This window comes from Peribacillus sp. P4_B1, from assembly GCF_056402395.1.
Genome location: NZ_JBFUHM010000066.1, coordinates 1 through 19,286 on the forward strand (window position 1 = coordinate 1; position 19,286 = coordinate 19,286).

The 19,286-nt window shown below is 35.4% G+C and carries 21 protein-coding genes and 2 pseudogenes; 19 read left to right on the top strand and 4 right to left on the bottom strand.

Going from position 1 to position 19,286, the window contains the following annotated elements; translation table 11 throughout:
- Positions 1–21: 21 nt before the first annotated feature.
- A pseudogene (locus tag AC1DVK_RS23795) lies at positions 22–243 on the top strand (IS3 family transposase); the annotation flags it as partial.
- 266 nt (positions 244–509) lie between these two features.
- Here AC1DVK_RS23795 and AC1DVK_RS23800 read toward each other — a convergent pair.
- On the bottom strand, positions 510–974 hold the full coding sequence (locus AC1DVK_RS23800; protein ID WP_477627529.1) for an amino acid permease: 465 nt from the start codon (positions 972–974) through the stop codon (positions 510–512).
- Positions 975–1,151: 177 nt separating this feature from the next.
- Between AC1DVK_RS23800 and AC1DVK_RS23805 the strand changes: the two genes are divergently transcribed.
- From AC1DVK_RS23805 to AC1DVK_RS23815, 3 genes are all read left to right on the top strand, one after another.
- Positions 1,152–1,448: a TIGR04104 family putative zinc finger protein gene (locus AC1DVK_RS23805; RefSeq protein ID WP_477627530.1), complete on the top strand. Its 297-nt coding sequence runs from the start codon at positions 1,152–1,154 to the stop codon at positions 1,446–1,448.
- 161 nt (positions 1,449–1,609) lie between these two features.
- Positions 1,610–2,245, top strand: a complete 636-nt coding sequence (locus AC1DVK_RS23810; RefSeq protein WP_477627531.1) for a Type 1 glutamine amidotransferase-like domain-containing protein — start codon at positions 1,610–1,612, stop codon at positions 2,243–2,245.
- Between the two features lie 169 nt (positions 2,246–2,414).
- The gene (locus AC1DVK_RS23815) at positions 2,415–2,918 is read left to right on the top strand and encodes a DinB family protein (protein WP_089364564.1); all 504 of its coding nucleotides are present in this window, start codon (positions 2,415–2,417) and stop codon (positions 2,916–2,918) included.
- 166 nt (positions 2,919–3,084) lie between these two features.
- Here AC1DVK_RS23815 and AC1DVK_RS23820 read toward each other — a convergent pair whose 3' ends face one another.
- The gene (locus AC1DVK_RS23820; protein ID WP_477627532.1) at positions 3,085–3,603 is read right to left on the bottom strand and encodes a glycosyltransferase; all 519 of its coding nucleotides are present in this window, start codon (positions 3,601–3,603) and stop codon (positions 3,085–3,087) included.
- Positions 3,604–4,324: 721 nt separating this feature from the next.
- Here AC1DVK_RS23820 and AC1DVK_RS23825 point away from each other — a divergent pair.
- Positions 4,325–5,509, top strand: coding sequence for a D-alanyl-D-alanine carboxypeptidase family protein (locus AC1DVK_RS23825; protein WP_477627533.1), 1,185 nt, complete (start codon positions 4,325–4,327; stop codon positions 5,507–5,509).
- 430 nt (positions 5,510–5,939) lie between these two features.
- Here the strand turns inward: AC1DVK_RS23825 and AC1DVK_RS23830 are convergent, their stop codons facing one another.
- Entirely contained in the window at positions 5,940–6,119 is a 180-nt protein-coding gene (locus tag AC1DVK_RS23830; RefSeq protein ID WP_061461568.1) for a small acid-soluble spore protein H, read from the bottom strand.
- Between the two features lie 231 nt (positions 6,120–6,350).
- Here AC1DVK_RS23830 and AC1DVK_RS23835 point away from each other — a divergent pair, with 231 nt between their 5' ends.
- The 3 genes from AC1DVK_RS23835 to AC1DVK_RS23845 all read left to right on the top strand — a co-directional run bounded on the left by AC1DVK_RS23835 (position 6,351) and on the right by AC1DVK_RS23845 (position 10,358).
- Complete coding sequence (locus AC1DVK_RS23835; RefSeq protein ID WP_477627534.1) at positions 6,351–6,521, top strand: hypothetical protein; 171 nt, start codon at positions 6,351–6,353, stop codon at positions 6,519–6,521.
- Between the two features lie 1,120 nt (positions 6,522–7,641).
- Positions 7,642–9,168, top strand: coding sequence for a malate:quinone oxidoreductase (locus AC1DVK_RS23840; protein ID WP_410863951.1), 1,527 nt, complete (start codon positions 7,642–7,644; stop codon positions 9,166–9,168).
- Between the two features lie 782 nt (positions 9,169–9,950).
- The gene (locus AC1DVK_RS23845; RefSeq protein WP_286141095.1) at positions 9,951–10,358 is read left to right on the top strand and encodes a YbaN family protein; all 408 of its coding nucleotides are present in this window, start codon (positions 9,951–9,953) and stop codon (positions 10,356–10,358) included.
- A 153-nt stretch (positions 10,359–10,511) separates the two neighbouring features.
- On the opposite strand, the gene AC1DVK_RS23850 is transcribed toward AC1DVK_RS23845, so the two are convergent.
- Positions 10,512–10,703 carry a hypothetical protein gene (locus AC1DVK_RS23850; RefSeq protein ID WP_477627535.1) on the bottom strand — a complete coding sequence of 64 codons (192 nt, stop codon included), beginning with the start codon at positions 10,701–10,703 and terminating at the stop codon, positions 10,512–10,514.
- 120 nt (positions 10,704–10,823) lie between these two features.
- On the opposite strand from AC1DVK_RS23850, the gene AC1DVK_RS23855 reads away from it, so the two are divergent.
- From AC1DVK_RS23855 to AC1DVK_RS23905, 11 genes and pseudogenes are all read left to right on the top strand, one after another.
- On the top strand, positions 10,824–12,098 hold the full coding sequence (locus tag AC1DVK_RS23855) for an IS110 family RNA-guided transposase (RefSeq protein ID WP_477627536.1): 1,275 nt from the start codon (positions 10,824–10,826) through the stop codon (positions 12,096–12,098).
- 834 nt (positions 12,099–12,932) lie between these two features.
- Entirely contained in the window at positions 12,933–13,277 is a 345-nt protein-coding gene (locus AC1DVK_RS23860) for a YolD-like family protein (RefSeq protein ID WP_477627537.1), read from the top strand.
- A gap of 220 nt (positions 13,278–13,497) precedes the next feature.
- The gene (locus tag AC1DVK_RS23865; RefSeq protein WP_289321062.1) at positions 13,498–13,758 is read left to right on the top strand and encodes a hypothetical protein; all 261 of its coding nucleotides are present in this window, start codon (positions 13,498–13,500) and stop codon (positions 13,756–13,758) included.
- A 9-nt stretch (positions 13,759–13,767) separates the two neighbouring features.
- Entirely contained in the window at positions 13,768–14,034 is a 267-nt protein-coding gene (locus tag AC1DVK_RS23870; RefSeq protein WP_289321061.1) for a hypothetical protein, read from the top strand.
- 84 nt (positions 14,035–14,118) lie between these two features.
- Positions 14,119–14,661, top strand: a complete 543-nt coding sequence (locus AC1DVK_RS23875) for a DUF421 domain-containing protein (RefSeq protein ID WP_477627538.1) — start codon at positions 14,119–14,121, stop codon at positions 14,659–14,661.
- A gap of 313 nt (positions 14,662–14,974) precedes the next feature.
- Positions 14,975–15,259, top strand: a complete 285-nt coding sequence (locus tag AC1DVK_RS23880; RefSeq protein ID WP_477627541.1) for an alpha/beta hydrolase fold domain-containing protein — start codon at positions 14,975–14,977, stop codon at positions 15,257–15,259.
- The gene (locus tag AC1DVK_RS23885; protein WP_477627542.1) at positions 15,253–15,441 is read left to right on the top strand and encodes an alpha/beta hydrolase; all 189 of its coding nucleotides are present in this window, start codon (positions 15,253–15,255) and stop codon (positions 15,439–15,441) included. The genes AC1DVK_RS23880 and AC1DVK_RS23885 overlap by 7 nt, the downstream gene beginning before the upstream one ends.
- Before the next feature lie 532 nt (positions 15,442–15,973).
- A complete protein-coding gene (locus AC1DVK_RS23890; RefSeq protein ID WP_477627539.1) occupies positions 15,974–16,366 on the top strand; it encodes a YjcQ family protein in 393 nt (130 codons plus the stop codon).
- 495 nt (positions 16,367–16,861) lie between these two features.
- Entirely contained in the window at positions 16,862–18,058 is a 1,197-nt protein-coding gene (locus AC1DVK_RS23895; RefSeq protein WP_477627540.1) for a hypothetical protein, read from the top strand.
- 758 nt (positions 18,059–18,816) lie between these two features.
- A pseudogene (locus AC1DVK_RS23900) lies at positions 18,817–18,972 on the top strand (recombinase family protein); the annotation flags it as partial.
- 175 nt (positions 18,973–19,147) lie between these two features.
- Positions 19,148–19,286: transposase (locus AC1DVK_RS23905; RefSeq protein WP_477627543.1), on the top strand; the 139-nt coding region annotated here is incomplete at its 3' end.

The window sequence follows — 19,286 nt, forward strand, 5'->3', positions numbered from 1 at the left end:
GCCGTTCACTTAGTATGAAAGCTTAGTATGAAAGGTTGTCCATATGATAACGCCGTCGCGGAAGCGACCTTTAAAATCATTAAGACTGAGTTCGCCAATCAAAAAAAGTTTACGAACTTATCCCAGCTAACGCTCGAATTTGGAGACTATGTGAACTGGTTTAATAAGCTAAGAATTCATGGAACTCTTGGCTACTTAAGTCCTCTAGAATATAAAAAATTATCCCTTAAAAAAGTTGTTTGATTTAGTGTTGACAATCCACTATTCTCATACTCTACTTTTGGGTGTTGTTACCTCTCCATGGTCTTCCTTCAGTATTATCTTATCTTTAATACTTTTACCGTAACGTATAAAGTAATAAAGATAACAAGCCCGCATGAAGCCTAAGCCAAGTACCAGGGAAGAACGCTGTGCCGGATCAAATGCCATAAACAGTATAGAAATTCCACATAAAACAAGACACAGAATGGATATTAGCGGAAATAGGGGAACTTTGTACTTTAACTCCTTTACATCTCCACCAGTTTAATAAATTGCCTCCTGAAATTGTATTGAGATAGGGCGATGGTCATCCAACTGATTGTACCTTCTAGACCATTTACAGAAAGCAGGACGACAAAAATGGTTTCTGCTGAAACTACACTTGTAAGTAAAGATACTAGGGAAAAAAGCAGACTAAATAATACTGCATTAAATGGGACACCTCGAGAATTTAACTTCCCGAATACTGAAGGTGCCATACCATTTTGCGAAAGTGACCAAAGCATACGAGAACAAACATATAATCCGGAATTCCCTACAGAAAGCAACGCCGTTAAAATGACGAGGTTCATAATATCAGCTGCAAACGGAATACCTACGCTGTCAAAAACTGCAATAAATGGACTTTGTACTACTCCTGCTTTCCTCCATGGAATCAATGCTGCTAAAACCACGATTATTAGATGCTGTCTAACAATTGGGGTGCAGTTCACTCCGGCAGCTCTTTTTCTTTTGGAGCTAACGGGGAGGTTAGGTACAAACAAATCAGGGGTTGGGAATGATGTTTTTCTTGGTCACCTAGTTAGGAACCTTTAAATCTGTGATAAGGATAGTTTAGGGGAAAATGGTATAATTTATAATGTGATTTAATTGAAAGGAGGTCGTTTCATATGCCAATCTGTCAGCACTGTGGCTATAAATGGGGCTGGATAGAGACTTTTTTAAAAATGTTTACCTTTAAAAACAAGTTAAGTTGTCCATCCTGTGATTCATCCCAATACGTTTCCAAGAAATCAAGAAACCAATTAAGCTTATTTTCATTTATACCTTTACTGATTTTACCATCAATATCATTTGGGGTACCTAAAGGTTATGTCTTATCTTTTGAAATAGTTGCTTATGCTTTGCTTCTTATTTTGATGCCATTTATATATAAGCTAAGTAACAAGGATGAACCGATGTGGTAGTCATTCCAGTATCGGGTGCTTTAGCTTAAGATGGGAACTGTCTTTAAGGCAGTTCTTTCTGTTTGCAACGATCGAGGCAGCTTAGTTCATGAGAAACTAACTTTTTGAAGTTTTAGAAAATGGTATAATATGTGAAAAGTACATAACAAGGAGAAATACTAATGAGCCTTTGTTTTATTGGGGGAGGAAACCCTTTAGCTGGGGAACTTGATGATGTAATGAATTATTTATCAAATCACGTTGAAGCAGGTAATAAAACCTTAATAATTCCTTTCGCTACGGAGGATTCAAAAATTGATAGATGGTTTAATTCTGCAAAGAAATCATTTGGGGATATAGGAATAGAGCATATTAAACTACTAGACTATCGACTTACAAATCAAGAAATGCAAAATGAAATAAAAGACCATAATGTTCTTTATTTTACTGGCGGAAGACCAGAGAAGTTAATGGAAAGTTTGATTGCAAAAGAATTGATACAAGCTATTAAAGGTTTCTCGGGCTTAATGGTGGGTGTCAGTGCTGGGGCTTTAGTTTTTTGTGGAGATTGTATCATCACAAAAGATGAAGATTATCCCGAAACACAAGTAATAAAAGGTTTAGAGTTAGTAGATTTTAGTGTAGAAGTTCACTATGATGGAACCGTTGATGAAGAATTATTCCCTTTATCATACAATAGGGATATATACGCTATTCCAAATGGTAGTGCAATATATTGGGATAAACAAGTAATTACACCTATTCACAATGTGACGCTTTTTAGAAAAAGAAATAAACATATTTTTGGTGAAGATTAGACTAACGGGTGCGATAGCTTTAGATCAAAGCTGTCTTTAAGGCAGCCTTCTTTATGCAGCTATCGGGGCAGGTTAGAGAAAGAAGGAAATTTGACATACAGGAACAAATGTTCTATTCTGGTATTCCAGTAATAAATAATTCATTGAATGGATTTAGGAGGAATTATATATGTATTTAACGATTTCAGATTTTATCAAAGAATGGAATAAGGAATCTATGCTAACTCAAAACGTTTTGGATGGTTTGACAGATGATTCATTAGAACAATTAGTTTATCCAAAAGGTCGTACTTTAGGAAGAATTGCGTGGCACTTAACAACAAGTATTCCAGAATACTTAGCTAATTTCGGGTTAAAAATCAATGTGGTAGAAAATGCAGAAAACGCCCCAACTTCAGCAAAAGAAATTGCTGAGACATTTAGAAATGTAAGTTCATATTCAGCAAAAATGATTGAAGAACAATGGAAGGATGAAACTCTAAAGCAAGTGCAAAATGCATTTGGGAGAGAAGAAACAAATGCTATGATTATTATGGGACTAATCAAACACATCGTTCATCATCGCGGACAAGTTACAGTTCTTATGCGTCAAGCAGGAATAAAACCTTTTGGGGTTTATGGACCACCAAAAGAAGATTGGATTCATTTAGGTGTGGAAAATCCACCACTATAATAACATTGTGCTAACAGGTGCTTTACTTCAATTAAAAGAAGCTGAGATCAGCTTCTTTTTTGTTATGCAGTTAAAGGGGCAGCATTCCTGTCATAACTGAAAATGAGGTTTGAACGAAATATTCTAAGTGAAATAAAAATGAACTATTAAGGTGAGATTGTTAAGATTATTTATTAAACTTCTCCGGAAACTGCTTCACAACTCCAGCAGAGATAGCATCTGCCATTAGAATTATATGTGTGACCCCATCATCAATCGCAACGATTCTTGCATCCCAATCCTTTGCCAAGCTTGCAGATAAGTCATTTGTCACCAATTTTAGATGAATATAAAGCAATTTTTTTAGATCTTCATCTTTTAAATAAGGGTTGGTACCGCTAAGGAACGCCGCTATATCATCAGCATTTCTATACCATTCTTTGTTTAGCTGATTCACCAAGGCTTCCTTTCCGGTTTTAGCAGCATCTACGATCTTACCGGTAATAACAATATGTTCCTTAAGCAAATCCGTAAGTTTGTTCTCAGCCTCCTCACCGTATACACCCTTCACAGCATTACCAATATCCTCTTGATTTTTAAGAAGTCTGGACAACACTTGCTTTTGGTCTTCTGCTCCTGCTGTTGTTGCACTTGTAATATAATTACTTGTCCGCAATACATGCCATCCAAAGTTTCCTGAATTCATTTTGAAACTTTACTTCAGATTAGCTTATGCAATTTTCTTGTGTTTTAGTGACGGCACTAATTAATCCAGCCAGCATGTTTAGCTAAAAAAACAAAATAAACCCCATAAATAATAATTTTTTCATGAAAACTGCTCCTTCCACATTAACTAAGTATCCTGATTATTATTTGTATATGGGATTTTTAACATTCATCAAATTGTTAAGATGGTTTCTTAGGAAGAGGATACCAAAAATGAAAATTCATTTTGCAATATTAGGATTGGCTTCAATATCTTTTTAAAAATAAAAAATTACCGAAACATTAAAGTGCATTAATAAATTTTTGGTTTATGGTGAAAAATTCTTAAGATAACGAGGGGAGAACCCTTAGATGAAGGTCAACAAGCATAAGAGTGATTGTGGTCAGAAAGTATACTACTCAACCCCCTTTAGAAATAACAACTTGGAAAAATGGGTTTTTTAGTTCAAGAATAAGTATCACAAGCTACATAAAAACATCGAATATCCTCTTTGCTTCTTAATAATTTTATAGGTACTAAAAGAATCAAAACCCTTATAAAGGTATTCCAGGAAAGTAAATGAAGGATATTATCCAAAATGCTTCCATGATTATTAAAGGGTAATTACTGTTTCATTTCAATTTCAATAAAACATCTTTAAACATTCAGATTTATTATAGTATGACTATATAGGATTTAACTATCAATTAAGGAGAGGTATATGAAAAGGTTTTTCTTTATCTTCATTTTGGCTTTAATCCCCTTCACCTCTACGACTGTAAGTGCAGAATCCGACTTACCTCTCGTTAGTGAAGCTGGGATCATTATTGATGCGAAAAGTGGAAAAGTATTATACGAAAAAAATATAAATAAAAAAATGTATCCAGCAAGTCTAACGAAAGTTGCTACTGCTATATATGCTATAGAGCACGGGGATCAGAATGAATTAGTGACTGTTAGTAAAAAAGCAGCTGAGGCAGACGGCTCATCGGTATTTATTGAACCTGGGGAGAAAATAAAGCTTTCCAAATTAATTGCAGGAATGTTAATCAACTCCGGAAATGATGCAGCTATCGCAATTGCCGAGCATATGTCTGGAAGTGAAAAATTATTCATGGAGGATTTGAATGAGTTTTTAAGAAAAGAAGTAAAAGTCACTGATACTCATTTTACGAACCCCCATGGCTTGTTTGACAAAAACCATGTAACTACAGCCAGTGACCTTGCTAAAATTACACAATATGCAATGAAAAATGAAATTTTCCGTGAAGATTTTGGGAAGAAGAAGTTACCATGGAAAGTGGAAACATGGGATACAACTCTAGTTACCCATCATAAAATTTTAAAAGGTGAACTCCCCTATAAGGGAATAACCGGTGGGAAAACCGGCTTCGTTAGTAAAGCGGGCTACACCCTTATTTCTACTGCTACTAGAGGAGAACAGGACTTGATTGCGGTCACTCTTAAAGCTCCTTCAAACAAGGATGCCTACTCCGATACTGAGCTTCTATTCAATTATGGTTTTGAAAATTTTAAATCAGCCAAAATTGATAAAAAAACCCTACTTTATTCAGCAGATCACTCTAAATCCTATAAGCTGAACAAAGACTTATACTATACTCATTTAATTAGTGATGAACCTAGTCTAAAAACGAGTAATGATGGAATTCTCTCAATCAGGAACCAAGAAGGGCGCGACATAGGATCCTTTAACCTTAAAACGGTCGCTGATGTTAGGAACACAGCTGTGCCTGCCTCGTTTAAAAAAGAAGCAATCAGTGGGGACGCTAATAAATTTTCTGTTTCATCTCTAGGAGGGCTAGGCTGTGTCATTCTGATCATTCTGATAACGGTTTTCCTAAAGAAAAGCAGAAAAAAACGAAGTGATTATAGAAATCGTTACTGAAAAACCTCATCGATTGGCAATGAGGGGCGTTATTGCTTATACTTTTTCCCTAACAAGGGTGGCTTTAATTTAATAAAAAGAACAAAGGAGTACACATATTATACATGACTAATTTGTGAACTCCTTTATTTAATAAGGCTTTTTATGATTTAGGTTTGGAAAACTCCAGGAAATGGATTTTCTTTTAGGGGTACAGCGAAAAAGGTCGGACAAACCTTTTACGGACTGCTTTTTCATTGCTAAGGAAAACGCCTCTAGTCGATGTAACCTATACGGCTATTCTTTTTTTAAAAAAAATAATCCAAATAAATATTAAAAGGTCATGTTTTGATTGGTTTTTCAAAACATGACCTTTTTATTTATTCATTTATTAAACTTTGTTTCAAAGCTACATCCGAAGGCAAAGGATTACCAAAGGACATTTAACATATTACTGTTCATTTAAGCTTGTTATAGAAACACTTTGTTTTTTATTTGGTTCATCAAGGGAATGGATTGTAGCTATTCCATTTTGTTCATCCACGTGCTCAATGTAGATACTTTCCTCATTATAGGTCACATTTGCCATAATTGGCGAAGAAGCAATTTCTTCTGCACGTTGTGCGTTCATTTTAGCCACCTCCTTTGAATTTGCAACAGTTATAATATTTGTTCCAAATTACTTAGATATACTTGTTGTAATTGAAATGCTTCAAAGAATCCTTTAGACTTTACTGAACTACCGGGTACGTGAGTTGAACATCCTTGTTTCAAAGCTACACGAATAAAAGAGGATATAAGATAAAAGAGACAGCCATATTAAATACTGTCTTTTTTTATTTGGCTCTTTTCGTAAAGATTGTTGTTTTTAAAACGAAACTATTTAAGGTTGATTGGAGCGGAAGTGYGAGACTCCTGCGGGAGCGGCGGGATAGGTGAGACCCCACAGGCGTTTACGCCGAGGAGGCTCACCGCCGCCCCGCGGAAAGCGAGCATCTGGAGGGAAAATCAACCACAACTCACTACCTGGTAAATAGCAACAAAGTATGTGAAAACAGCCTTTTATTTAAAAGGTTCCAATCAATAGCGGATAGATTAATGCCATCAGCAGATAATATGAGCGGAGGAGTGAAATATATGCAACAAGATAATACTGATTCATTTAATGTTCTATACCTAATTGCTTTTGGGGATGAATCCAAAAATAAATGCTGCAGAAGAGAAGTTAAGTGCGTTGTTTCCAGACGATTACTAAGTTGATATTTACCCCTAAGATTGGTGACTGGATTCTTCATTCCTATTAAGGATACCTAAATCAAAGGAAAAAATGGAATCATATGGAAAAATAAACTGGGAACAAAGAATAGTTTATTCGAACTGTTCATTAACTACTTCCTATCTCCTCTGAAAACTGTCATAATAATAAAGGTGAAATTTTGTGGAGAGTGCTCATATGATTTGGTTATTCTTATCTTTATTGGGTTTAATATTTATTGTTTTAGCAATCTTTTATTTTGTATATAAAGCTAAAACATATGATAATAATCATTAAGTACTATTTCATTTATATTTCATTTCATTTTTTCAATAGGCAGTGGGAACAATTTTAATAGGATTACTTCTTATTATCATTGGACTGAAGGTTCCTAATAATTCAGGCCATCTTCTCTTGCTTATGTCGCCCATTTTATTTCCAATTTTTATTTCGGATTGTACTACAATTTTATGTTCTCATTTGGACCTGAAATTTGTATAATTAGAAGAGCGCCGGAAAACAACCGGATAGCAAGGCAAGGGTTTCAGCACTGGCAATAAGATAAGCTGTAATTCCTGCCGTTGAAATTACGTAGGGAACGTGTTCGAATCCTGTCAGAGGCTCACTTTTGCTATGATGCAATTTGTGTCATATCTTCATAAGCCTTAATTAAATAGGCGTTATTCTTCATTAAGAAGTTTCGCCTTGCCTCACAGAACCAAAGGGGGCAGTTTAGTTTAAGTTCATTTCTTCACATAAACTATATAATAGCAATATAGTTTATTCTATTAATTATTGTAATGCACTATGATATGGTTATAATGAGGCAGAAAAGGTTTGTGACTAGGTCGCGCCTTGGCTTGACGCCTAAACAGGAGCATCTACATCCTTTCTGCAAATATATGGAGTAAGGAAGGTTAACATGAGCAACAGTGAAACTAAAACAGAAGTTATCTTAATTGGCGCCGGTATTATGAGTGCGACTTTGGGAACATTCCTGAAAGAGTTAGTGCCGGAATGGGAAATCAAAGTGTTTGAGAAGCTTGAAGACGCAGGGGCGGAAAGCTCTAACGAGTGGAACAATGCGGGAACAGGGCATGCTGCACTGTGTGAGCTTAACTACACAACTGAAAAACCGGACGGATCTATAGATATTAGCAAAGCTATTAAAATTAATGAACAGTTTCAGCTTTCAACGCAGTTTTGGTCTTATCTTGTAAACAGCAAGCTGATAAAAAACCCTCAGGACTTTATCATGCCATTGCCTCATATGAGTATGGTGTTAGGGGATGAAAATGTAGCATTCTTAAAGAAACGCTTTGAAGCGCTTTCAAAAAATCCTCTGTTCAAAGGGATGGAGTTTTCTGAGGACCCGGCAAAACTGATGGAATGGATTCCGCTTATTATGCAAGATCGCCTTTCGAATGAAGCTATAGCGGCAACCAAAATCGACTCTGGAACGGATGTCAACTTTGGTGCTTTAACACGCATGTTGTTTGACCACTTAAAGACTAAAAACGTCGATATCAAATATAAACATAGTGTTGATAATCTTAAAGTTACTAGTGATGGCTCATGGGAATTAAAAGTGCGTAATGTCGATAGCGGAAGCGTAGAGCGTCATACTGCAAAATTTGTCTTTATCGGAGGCGGGGGCGGAAGCCTTCATTTACTGCAAAAATCCGGTATTCCTGAAGGGAAGCACATTGGCGGTTTCCCAGTAAGCGGATTTTTCATGGTATGTAATAATCCAGAAGTAATTGAGCAGCATCAAGCAAAAGTATACGGAAAAGCTAAAGTTGGTGCTCCACCAATGTCTGTTCCGCATCTTGATACACGATATATCGACAGTGAAAAATCGTTGCTATTTGGACCATTTGCCGGTTTCTCACCGAAGTTCTTAAAAACAGGTTCAATGTTCGATTTAATAACTTCCGTAAAACCGGATAATGTCTTAACAATGTTGGCGGCGGGTGCAAAAGAGATGTCATTGACAAAATACCTGATCCAGCAAGTTATGTTATCGAAAGAACAGCGCATGGAAGAGTTACGAGAGTTTATCCCGAACGCTAAGAGCGAGGATTGGGATTTAGTAGTAGCTGGCCAACGTGTACAAGTTATCAAAGATACTGCTGAAGGCGGCAAAGGAACGCTTCAATTTGGTACGGAAGTTGTTAGTTCCGCTGATGGCTCGATTGCAGCATTACTAGGTGCTTCTCCAGGTGCTTCCACTGCTGTTCACGTTATGATAGAGGTAATTAAAAAATGCTTCCCGCAACATCTGAAAGAGTGGGAACCAAAAATCAAAGAAATGATTCCTTCTTATGGCGTGTCACTAATGGAAAATCCAGAGCTTCTGCAAGAAATTCATGCTTCAACAGCAGCGGCTCTTGGTCTAAAAGAAAAAGAGCTAGCCCATAGTTAATTCTTTGGATGTAGAAACAAAGGTATGAATTTACTTAAGGAATTGAGTAAATAATAGAATGCCATTGGAAGTAAAACATAGAACCTTTAATCTATCTTTGGATTGAAGGTTCTTTGTTTTGTATTAAAGAGTAATTTTCTTATACAACTGGTATGAACGAAGCTGTCTACCCACCACACCCAAATGTTCGAGGAAGAAGGTATTAGTAAATCTTTTGAAGAAAAATAAAGAGATTGCTAAGAAGTGCTTAAATACTTTCTGATATTTAATGAAATTTAAAAACGGTAAAACTATTTGCTAATAACTTTAGGGGGGAATATTGAAACAAGCATTACTGATAATCAGAATTATGGAAGTTATTAAGAAGAACAAGGAGTTTTTGAGAAAGAAAAAATCGTTAATAACATTAATACTGTAATTGAAAAAGCAATAAATAAAAGTATCTCAGTTGTTTTTATGAGAGATTTAGATGTTTCAAATGAGAAGGACCTGGATTCCAGATACACCGGGACATTAGAGTACCATCAACTGCTATCATATTTGATAAAGCTTCCCCGAATTCTTTTTATGGCATTCCATTACACGAGCATGTAAGTAAAAATAATATAGAGCGTATGGTAATAATGTGATGTATTTGTTTAAACCTGTTCACAATAATTACCGATAAATATCATCTTCTACGAACTGGTACTTTACTTCGTTACCAGGAGCTGCTGATCAGTGATGTTTAATCAAATGGACTTCCCCTTTACGTTATAAGGGAATAGAATATAAATAAAAAGGTGATTACAATTAAAAAAGTAAAAAGTATCCTATTTTTCCTTCTTGGATTCATATCCCTTGTGATTGGTGTTGCAGGGACTGTGTTACCTGTTCTGCCGGGCGGACCGTTTTACTTATTCGCTGCTTTTTGCTTTGCGAGAAGTTCAAAGTCGATTGAAAACTGGTTCAAAAGCACCTCATTATATGAAAAATACGTTGAAGCATTCCTACAAAAAAAAGGTATGACTAGAAAAGAGAAAATTAGAATCAATTTAGTTGCCGATTTCTTCATCATAATTTCTGTATTTTATGTGGACATCCTTTTAGTGAAAATCCTGTTGGTGGTGCTCGCCCTCTACAAACATTATTATTTCATTAAAAAAATTAAGACAATTGACCGAAGCAGTACGAAACAAAGAACCTCTTGAAAATGTTCTTGGGTGATTTACTTCAGTAAGAGAGTTGCTTCGGCAGCTCTTTTTTGTATGAAAACATATTCGTGAAAGGCCATACTAAAATAAGCCCACCAAATTCTAATTTTTTTGAAGGACGTAAATGTACTATGTCGTTATTTTAACTGGTTATGCAGTTTGTTGTTCTGATGAATCGATTGTATAGCCTTTCTTTTTTAGGTATTCGATCATTTTTAATTCTTTGTTCATTTGTTTTTCTTCAAGGTAATTTGAGCCTAGTTCATGATAGGGTTCTCCTGTTTTTAAGATGTTGTAAGCAATCGTCAAAAGTAAATGAGCAGAAGCAATTCGGCCCTTCATTTTTCGGGCAGGTTAGCATTCCTGTAGAGCGTTATTTTTCAGCTTTGAAAAAAATAGGGCTCCTCAGTAAGATATGAGTAAGACACCACTCTAACTCAAAACCTTAGGAGGAACCCTAATATGAAGTTTAAAATGCAAGATAAACAAAATCAACTAATAGAGAGAATTTCTGATCGACATCTCGTTGTTGGCGTGGATATTGCCCAACAATTTCACGTTGCTCGAGCTGTAAATTATCGAGGAATCGTGGTAGGTGATCCTCTTACTTTCGAAAATAACGAAGAAGGCTTTAACAGGTTTCTAGAATGGATTAATAAACTAAAAGCTAAAAACAGCTTAGACACCACGATTGTCGGTATGGAACCTACAGGTCATTACTGGATTAATATATCGAAATGGTTATCTAACGAAAAGATTGATGTCGTAACAGTCAATCCTCACCTTGTAAAAAGAAATAAAGAAAATCGAGATAATACTCAGTCCAAAAGTGATAAAAAAGACGCTCTCGTGATTGCGGATATGGTGAAGAATGGATACTATGCCTTTGTTCGTTCATCTCCAGAGTCTTTCGAAAAACTTCGAGTCCTTATGTCCAACCGTGATGTAATCGTTAAACGTCTCGTTAGTTCTATCAACCAATTAAATCGTTGGGTAGATGTAGTCTTTCCTGAGTTACGACAAGTGTTTAAAGATGTGAAAGGCAAAGGGGCAATCGCAACTCTACGATTATTTCCTACACCAATCGAGTTACAATCGATGCAACCTCAAGACATTGTAGGCAAATGGAAATCGGTAATGAAGCGTCAGCCTGGGTTGAAAAAAGCTTATCTACTTATAGATTTAGCTAAACGTTCTATCGGAACGCACCAAGCACTTGATGCTTACAAGCTACATTTAGAACAACTACTAGAAGAGTATGATCTAGCTACAACGCAACTCGAAAGAGTGGAACAAGAAGTCACTAACGTGCTTCAACAAATTCCTTTCGCAAAGAAACTGCTGGCTATTAAAGGGATCAGTGAAATCTCTTTAGCTGGAATTTTAGGGGAAGCTGGAGATTTAAGTGGATTCGCCCATGGTAATTCCCTCCTTCGTCACGCAGGGTTACATCTTTCCGAGGCGAGCTCAGGTAAATGGAAAGGACAAATTGTCATTTCTAAACGTGGGAGATCCAGACTTAGGCGTTTCTTATACCTAGCGACGATGAGTCTTGTCATGAATAACCCTGAGTTTAAAGCCTTGCACGCCAATAATGTTAAGGTAAAAAAAATAAAGAAAATGAAGTCTATTATGAAATTATGCGGAAAGCTAGCACGGCTCTTTGTGGGAATAGCCAAAAGAAATGAAACCTATTCTCCAGAAAAATTACAACCTTTAACAACTCTGGCAGCGTAGTTTTATAAATCAAGCTTCACAGGTTCTCGAAGGGAACCAAACTAAGAATGGATGAACGGTTGATTTTCAGCTTTCTTTTATCGAATGTTTTCTTATTCGTAGGATTTCAAAGATGCACGGAGTACCAGATTTAATCAACAAAAGGGCACCGACCCATTAGGTTAGCAAAACTGGCCTCCACCCCTTGGATAGGCATGACGAAGGAATGAGAGGGCATATTTTATGACCCGTTGAGACATGGGAGGGAAAGCCTCCAGGGGCGGCGTGGAGAAAATGTGCATTATATGGTAGAATATGGAGTTTTGTTAAGACTCCTTTATTTAACTATGCCTCCGCGAACCAAAATGATCTGAGCTCATTGCTTTTAACCGTTAATATATTTTCAAGGGTTATGAAATCCTGCGAATAAGTGAGCATTCGAGAGCTATAGCTATCATACTGAGGGAGTGAGCATTCGAGAGCTATAGCTATCATACTGAGGGAGTTGATTAAGGATCACAAAAATAATCACTCTTTTTTATAAAATAATCAAGAAAATTAAAAATATATGTTGTTCGAAAAAGGGGAGGGTATAGATATTGCCTTCCCCTATGTGTTTACAGATAAATTTGTATGACTGTATTGTTTATAATGTACTCGATTTTGTATCTCAAAACAGTTTAGAGATTGAATTGGTGCGGTTTTGAGTGGATTAATAACTCTATGTACTCAAATTCATGTMCCCAATGTACTTATCTTTGTGTCTTCGTACAATTCTCTGGAATAGGTATTTTTTTCTACCTTTCATAAGAACRCTAGTTCGTATGTAATAAATAAAAAGGAGGGTTCTTTCTAATGGGTACAATTCGTGATAGAGGAATCATTAAATGGCAGGCAGCATTGATGTTACCAGAACATAAGGCATTAACTAAAAAAAAGKATAAGGACGATTATTTCTYAAATAAAAAACCTGTCCTAGATGAATACCAGGTTGAAGAATTTGAAAACAACATTCATTATGCGATGGAATATCATTTACCTATAAGTTTTAGAWTGCATAACGAGGGAAATCCAATTGAACTGCATGGATACTGTGTGTATATTGATCCTGTCACGAAAGAGTTAAGTATTCAGAAAAAAGATAGTTCCTTTGAGAAAATAAAATTCAATGAAATTATTAATGTAATCGTTGAGGATTAAAAAAAAAGCCCTTCTTAAAATTCAGGAGGGCTTTGCAGTGTTGCTTCGATTCAATGGTTCGAGAATTAGATAAGAAAAAAAGGATATACTGGAACAAAAGGGCTTTAATTTGGATATTTTTCCAAACTTTCTATGAGACARGTAATTTTGTAGTAAGTGTAGAATTAACTGAGGAAGAAATTAAAGAACTGGGGTTCAATGAGAAGGAGGAAGAAGAGTAATGAATAAAGACAACCTATTTATATATATTCATCCTGCATCTACAAAGACTGATGTTGATTTCTTTGGATATGATCATGAGGACACCAAATTTGAAGCACCTACACTGGCTGAATTAGAAAAATTTGATGATCTTTCTAGTTGGCTTCATAATATGCCTGAGGGTTCAAAAGTTCATTTAGCTGATATAACTTTAACTGTTTCAAATAACACTATTGAACTTGAGGATAAAGAATACACAAAAAAAGGCACAGAGATTTAGGAGTAACAAATGAAGATTCAAATTGAGGTTCAAATGTTTGCGAACGGTGCTAATTTCTTACAGTCTGGTAGTTGTTCAGTAATAACAACTGACTTTAGAAAAGAACCGGAATGGACTGCTGCCGTATCAGCTTATGAGTGGATACAAAAGATAAAAAACACCGTTCGCTATCCAGACGACTTTCAAATTGTTAGAGTTGTTTACAACGGAGAAAATGACATTACAGATTTAGTAAGAAAAGTACGCCCTATAATAAAAGATGAYTTACCTTTTTAGAAAAAACCAACTAATATTTTGGATTAGACAACCCTTAAACCAAAGAATTTAGAGGGCTTTTTTATTTTAGTAGCCGTTATCTCAATGAAATTTGAAACATACTTAAAGGAGCTTTTCATGGAAGACTTAATACAACCAATTATTCGTACAGTTATTTCCTATATAGTCTTACTTGTTTTTACATACTTATTTGGTAAACGTATGAATTCCCAACTAAATTATTATAGTTTTGCTTTATCTGTAACAGTTGGCTCCTATATTGCGAATATGGGATTTGATACAAACCTTCAATTTTTTCCAACACTTGCTTCCTTTCTAACACTGATTTTTATCTTTTTCCTTTCTTCTCTTTTTTCTTTTAAACAAAGAGGTTTTCGAAAATACTTATCGGGAAAGCCTCTTATTATTATTGAAAAAGGGGAAATCAATGAGTTCAACATGAAAAAAGCTAAATATTCTATCGATGATTTAAAACAGCAAATCAGGGAACAAGGGCTATTTAAGATAGATCAAATCGAAACAGCCATACTCGAAGTAAGCGGAAAACTTTCGATTCAAAAAAAAAGAAGAATACCAGCCATTATTGAAGAAGGATATAGATCTAATAACTTCAGAAATTCCTATTGAACTCATATTTAATGGTGAAATTATTACAAAAAATTTAACCTCTTTATACAACGAAGAATGGGTTATGAAACAATGCAAAGATCGAAAAATCACGGCTAAGGATGTTCGATATGGAGTTGTTGGCAGGAATGGAGTTTTTTATGTAATGAATTGATAGGTGATAATTTTGCTCCATTCAGGAATTTTAACGTCACAAGTCTCATAACGTCCTATTTGTCAATTTAACTGGATAAAATGAAAAAAGTCCCTTTAACATGTGGGGCCTAGACATCCCCTGCTTTAACTTGAGGGAGGGAATCCAGACAACATTTCTATTGCTGGCGACAGCGCAGGTGGACATCTTGCTTTAGTAACGTGTTTACGATTAAAAAAACAAGGCCATTTGATGCCTAAACGGCAAATTCTAATTTACCCAATGCTTGATGCAAAGGCATCAAGCGATAGTTATAAAAAATTCGGTGATGATTATGTGGTGACAGCCGATGCTTTAGTAAGTGGCTTTGAGGCTTATTTATCAAATTGTCTACCCCCTGAGCACCCAGAAGCAAGTCCGTTATACTCAGATATCTCGAAGGGCTACCAGAGACTCACATTTTAACTGCTGAATTTGACCCTCTTGTCGACGAAGGTGAAGATTTTTATCGTCGTTTACTTAATGCAGGGGTAGAAGAACAATGCCAACGGTACCTTGGAGTTACACATGGCTTTTTTCAGTTAGGTGGTATTAGCCTAGCTGGTAGAAAGGCAATTCAAGAGGTCGCTACCATATTATCTAATTGAGATTATATAAAGATTTTATTAGGTGGTGGTAGAATGGATAATTGTCTTAATAGTATATTATCAATTGTCTAACCTAGAAAATTAATGATTACTCCATTAAAGGGCGCGATTCTTGAAGAAGTTTCGCTTTTCTTAATGAACTAACGGGTGCTTTAGTTCATTAACAGGGGTTGCTGCGGCAGCCTTTTTCTTATGGCACTAACGGGGCAGGATAGTTCCATAAGAGAATGAACGCTGGATCTATTTATTGAACATATTGGTATGTTTTATATTTTTTATAGTGGAGAAGATGAATTAAAAAGAGATGGCTACTAAAGAAGAAATTGACAAAGGCGATTACACGGAAGTAACCACTTTGTTACTTGATGAGAACGATCCTAGTTAAACACCGTTTCCCACGGTGTTTTTATTTTGGGTGGTAAATTTATGACTTCGAGAATAGAAACAGGGTTGGTACTCGTCTTTTTATGGATAAAGAAGGAAATGTAACCCTTTTGTTGAATGTTTAAGGCAAAAGGAGGGAGAAGAAGGAATGAGTGAATTAGATACAAAGCAAAAGGTTTTAGTGGCAATCTATACTGAATATCAAAAAGATGTTCCGAATATGAGAAATGTTACTGCAGCATCAATAGGGTTAGATAATGATAAGTTTGCTGTAGCAATTCAAAAGTTGGAAAATGAAAATTTAATACAGGGTCCTAAATACACTAAAGGAGGTAGAGGTACTATTCCTTTAATGGTATTAATGGATTTTGTAATGGTCACAAATTACGGATTAGCTTATGTAGAAGAAAAGTTAGGAATCAAACCTACCATGAGTTCTTCTGAGAAATTAAGAGAAGTCACCAAAAAGGTTACATCTTGGGGATATGAGGAATTAAAAGATTTTGCTGTTAAGGTAACTGCAGAAGTTATAAAAAGTTAATTACTAATCCAATCTAATGAGTAGTGAGCATCCTCTCGAGGGTGCTTTTCTTTTGGAGAAAGAAGTTGATGAATGTGATGAGAACAGCAGACGAAATCAAACTAATTCAAACAGATAATCTTATGAAGTTCTATAAAGGGTACCACCAGCAAAACGCGAAAAAACCACGCTAAGGATTAAGTTCATTCAGAAAAGTTATTTCAAAAAGTACTTTAAAGAAATTACCTATGTCAAAATGAGATAATTCACCTTTTGACATACAGATTAGAGCTATCATTCTACGTGTCATAAAGTATGCTTTTTGACAGTAGCTACAACATGAAAAAAACCTTACATTTGTTTAAAAACTTTAGCATGTTATTCGATTAAAGGGCCAGATAATTGAACAACACCTTCAAAGAAAACTGGATATTTATTAAGCAGAATTTATTTAAAGACTGTTCATTGTAAAGATTTCCAGTATATTGAAAAGAGTAAATAAAAAGGAGTGATTGAATGAAATTTAGTACGCTGAAACAACTTTTAGTTAAAATCGTAAAAAAAGACCTGAAGCAATCTACTACAGGTATTTATAGGAGGAATTTTAAGTGTTACTTACCTGAATATCTGTTAGATGACAGTGATTATCAAGCTATTCTAAAGTTGGTTTATGAGAGCGAAGAGATAAAAAGAACAGTTACTTATAGCTTATTCTTACATAAAATAAATACGTTTATAGGAAAAATCCTAAATAAAGAGGGAGAAAGCCGAGATATTAATATCTTAATTGATGATTTGAAACAAATGCTATCTCAATTAAAAAAATTTACAGTATATGTTCCAATTAAAGGGTTACGTCTCAATAGTATAACAATACCAATTTATGATTATATTAAGGTTGTTGAACCACAAGCAGTTGCTCCATATGAAAAATATGATGAGGCAGATATATGTTTACTTGAACTAGAAGTCAATGCTTGTGATTTTGAAAAGGCAATGGAGATCGGTGCAGATATTGCACAAATATTTATTAATTTTATTAGATATGTAGACTGTCAAACTTGGAATGAGGAAGAGCTAAATATTAACTTACTTGGAATTGAAGCACAGGAGCATGGAGTATATATTCATGCTATGGAAAAAGGAGATAAAGGTCTTTTTAGTTCAAGACTAATTGAAGGGAAAAATTTAAGTTATGATATTGATGAAGATACAATTAAAGACTTATTTGATTGTGGACTAGAAGATTTTGGAGAACTCTTACATAAGAGGTTGAATTTTAGTGAAAATGAAATTGAAACTAAGGTAATAAGAGCGCTGGAATGGTTTGGACAATCTCGCCTTGAACTTGAAGCACCTTCTCGTTTTCTAAAGTTAATGTTAGCAGTAGAGAGTTTAGTACAGACGAATTCTGTTGATCCAATTACACTTACTTTATCTGAACGGGTCGCATTCATTTTAAAAACTGATATAGAGGGAAGGATATCACTTTTTAGTGATATGAAGAAGTTATATACGGCAAGGTCTAAGGTAGTACATCATGGTAGTAGTAATATAAATTATGATCAACTTTATTCACTTGAGAATATTGTATGTGACTTAATTAAGGCTTTTTTAATTGAAGATAATTGGAATTCAAAATCTAATACTGAAGAACTTGAGCAATACTTTACAAAATTAAAATTTAATACTGGAATAGCCTTAACGTTGTAAATCCGCGTTTTGCTGGCGGTACCCCATAGCCATCAAGCTAACAATAACGAGTTTACCCCAAAACGATAAAAACGAATAAAATACACAAAATTTTCGTTCTGCGGGTATTATGATATCTTACCTTGATGGGCATGTGACGGTACCCCTAAGAGCAACTATCATAGAGATAAAGAATAGAATAGTTAATTAGTTAAAAAATCGTTGTCGAACGTAGTGAAGACAATGGCGAAGCCATAGGATACATAGTTATAAGTCTGCCCAGGTAAGTCAGATGCTTATAGGGCGCAATTTCATATTCCGAACGGATCAGTACCAACACACCTCTGTTTACAGTTAATAGCTGTAGCAAGGGCATATTTTCTTTTATTCGGGAATATAGATATATAACTATATTCCTTTATGCCAAACCATCAGTGCGCCCCTTTACAGTTAATTCTGTATGGGGGCCCATTTCTATTTTGAGTACACATTTTTCACTATGGGCATAGGATAGGATATTATTCTCCATTTTCAGGAACCCCCCCAATGATATTGCCTAATCTTGCGGGGGTTTTCGTATGAACGGTTTGAATAGTAATCGAGTTTGGTCGGATATTATTTACTGACCTTTCATTCCCCTGTATTAGCCGTAAAGAAGCTGGTATGGGGGTTTTTATTTCTCCTGCCGTTCCCCAGGTGAATAGACGGCTATAGGGCTTAGTGACAGGGTTGCTGCTTTAGACCGCAAAGTAGAGTTTTCATCCTCTATTCAATAGATTAGGGCTAAGGCACAGGGTAAACATATGGGACGTAAAGGGAAGGACGAGAAGGATGTTAAGAAGGCGTTAAAGCTGTATGATGAAAGAGAATCTAACGGTTTAAGCGTTAATGATATAGCTAAAATGACTGGCGTTCCACTATTTACGCTAAAGTGAAAGATGGTTATCGATTAATTGATAAAAAGGGAAAATAAAAACAAGCCCCTAAAAAGTCCACATAAAGCTCTTTGAGGCATATTGAGATATAAAATAGATGAATCGTCTACACTTATCTGGACAGATATTTTAAGGGCAGCTACACTTAACTTATTACAGATAAGGAGCACTCAAAATGACGAAAAGAGAACGCCGTACATTCACTTCCGAATTTAAAAAACAGATGATTCAACTCTATCAAAACGGAAAAACACGAAAGGCTCTTATTGAAGAATATGAACTTACTCCTTCTTCTTTAGATCGATGGATTCAAC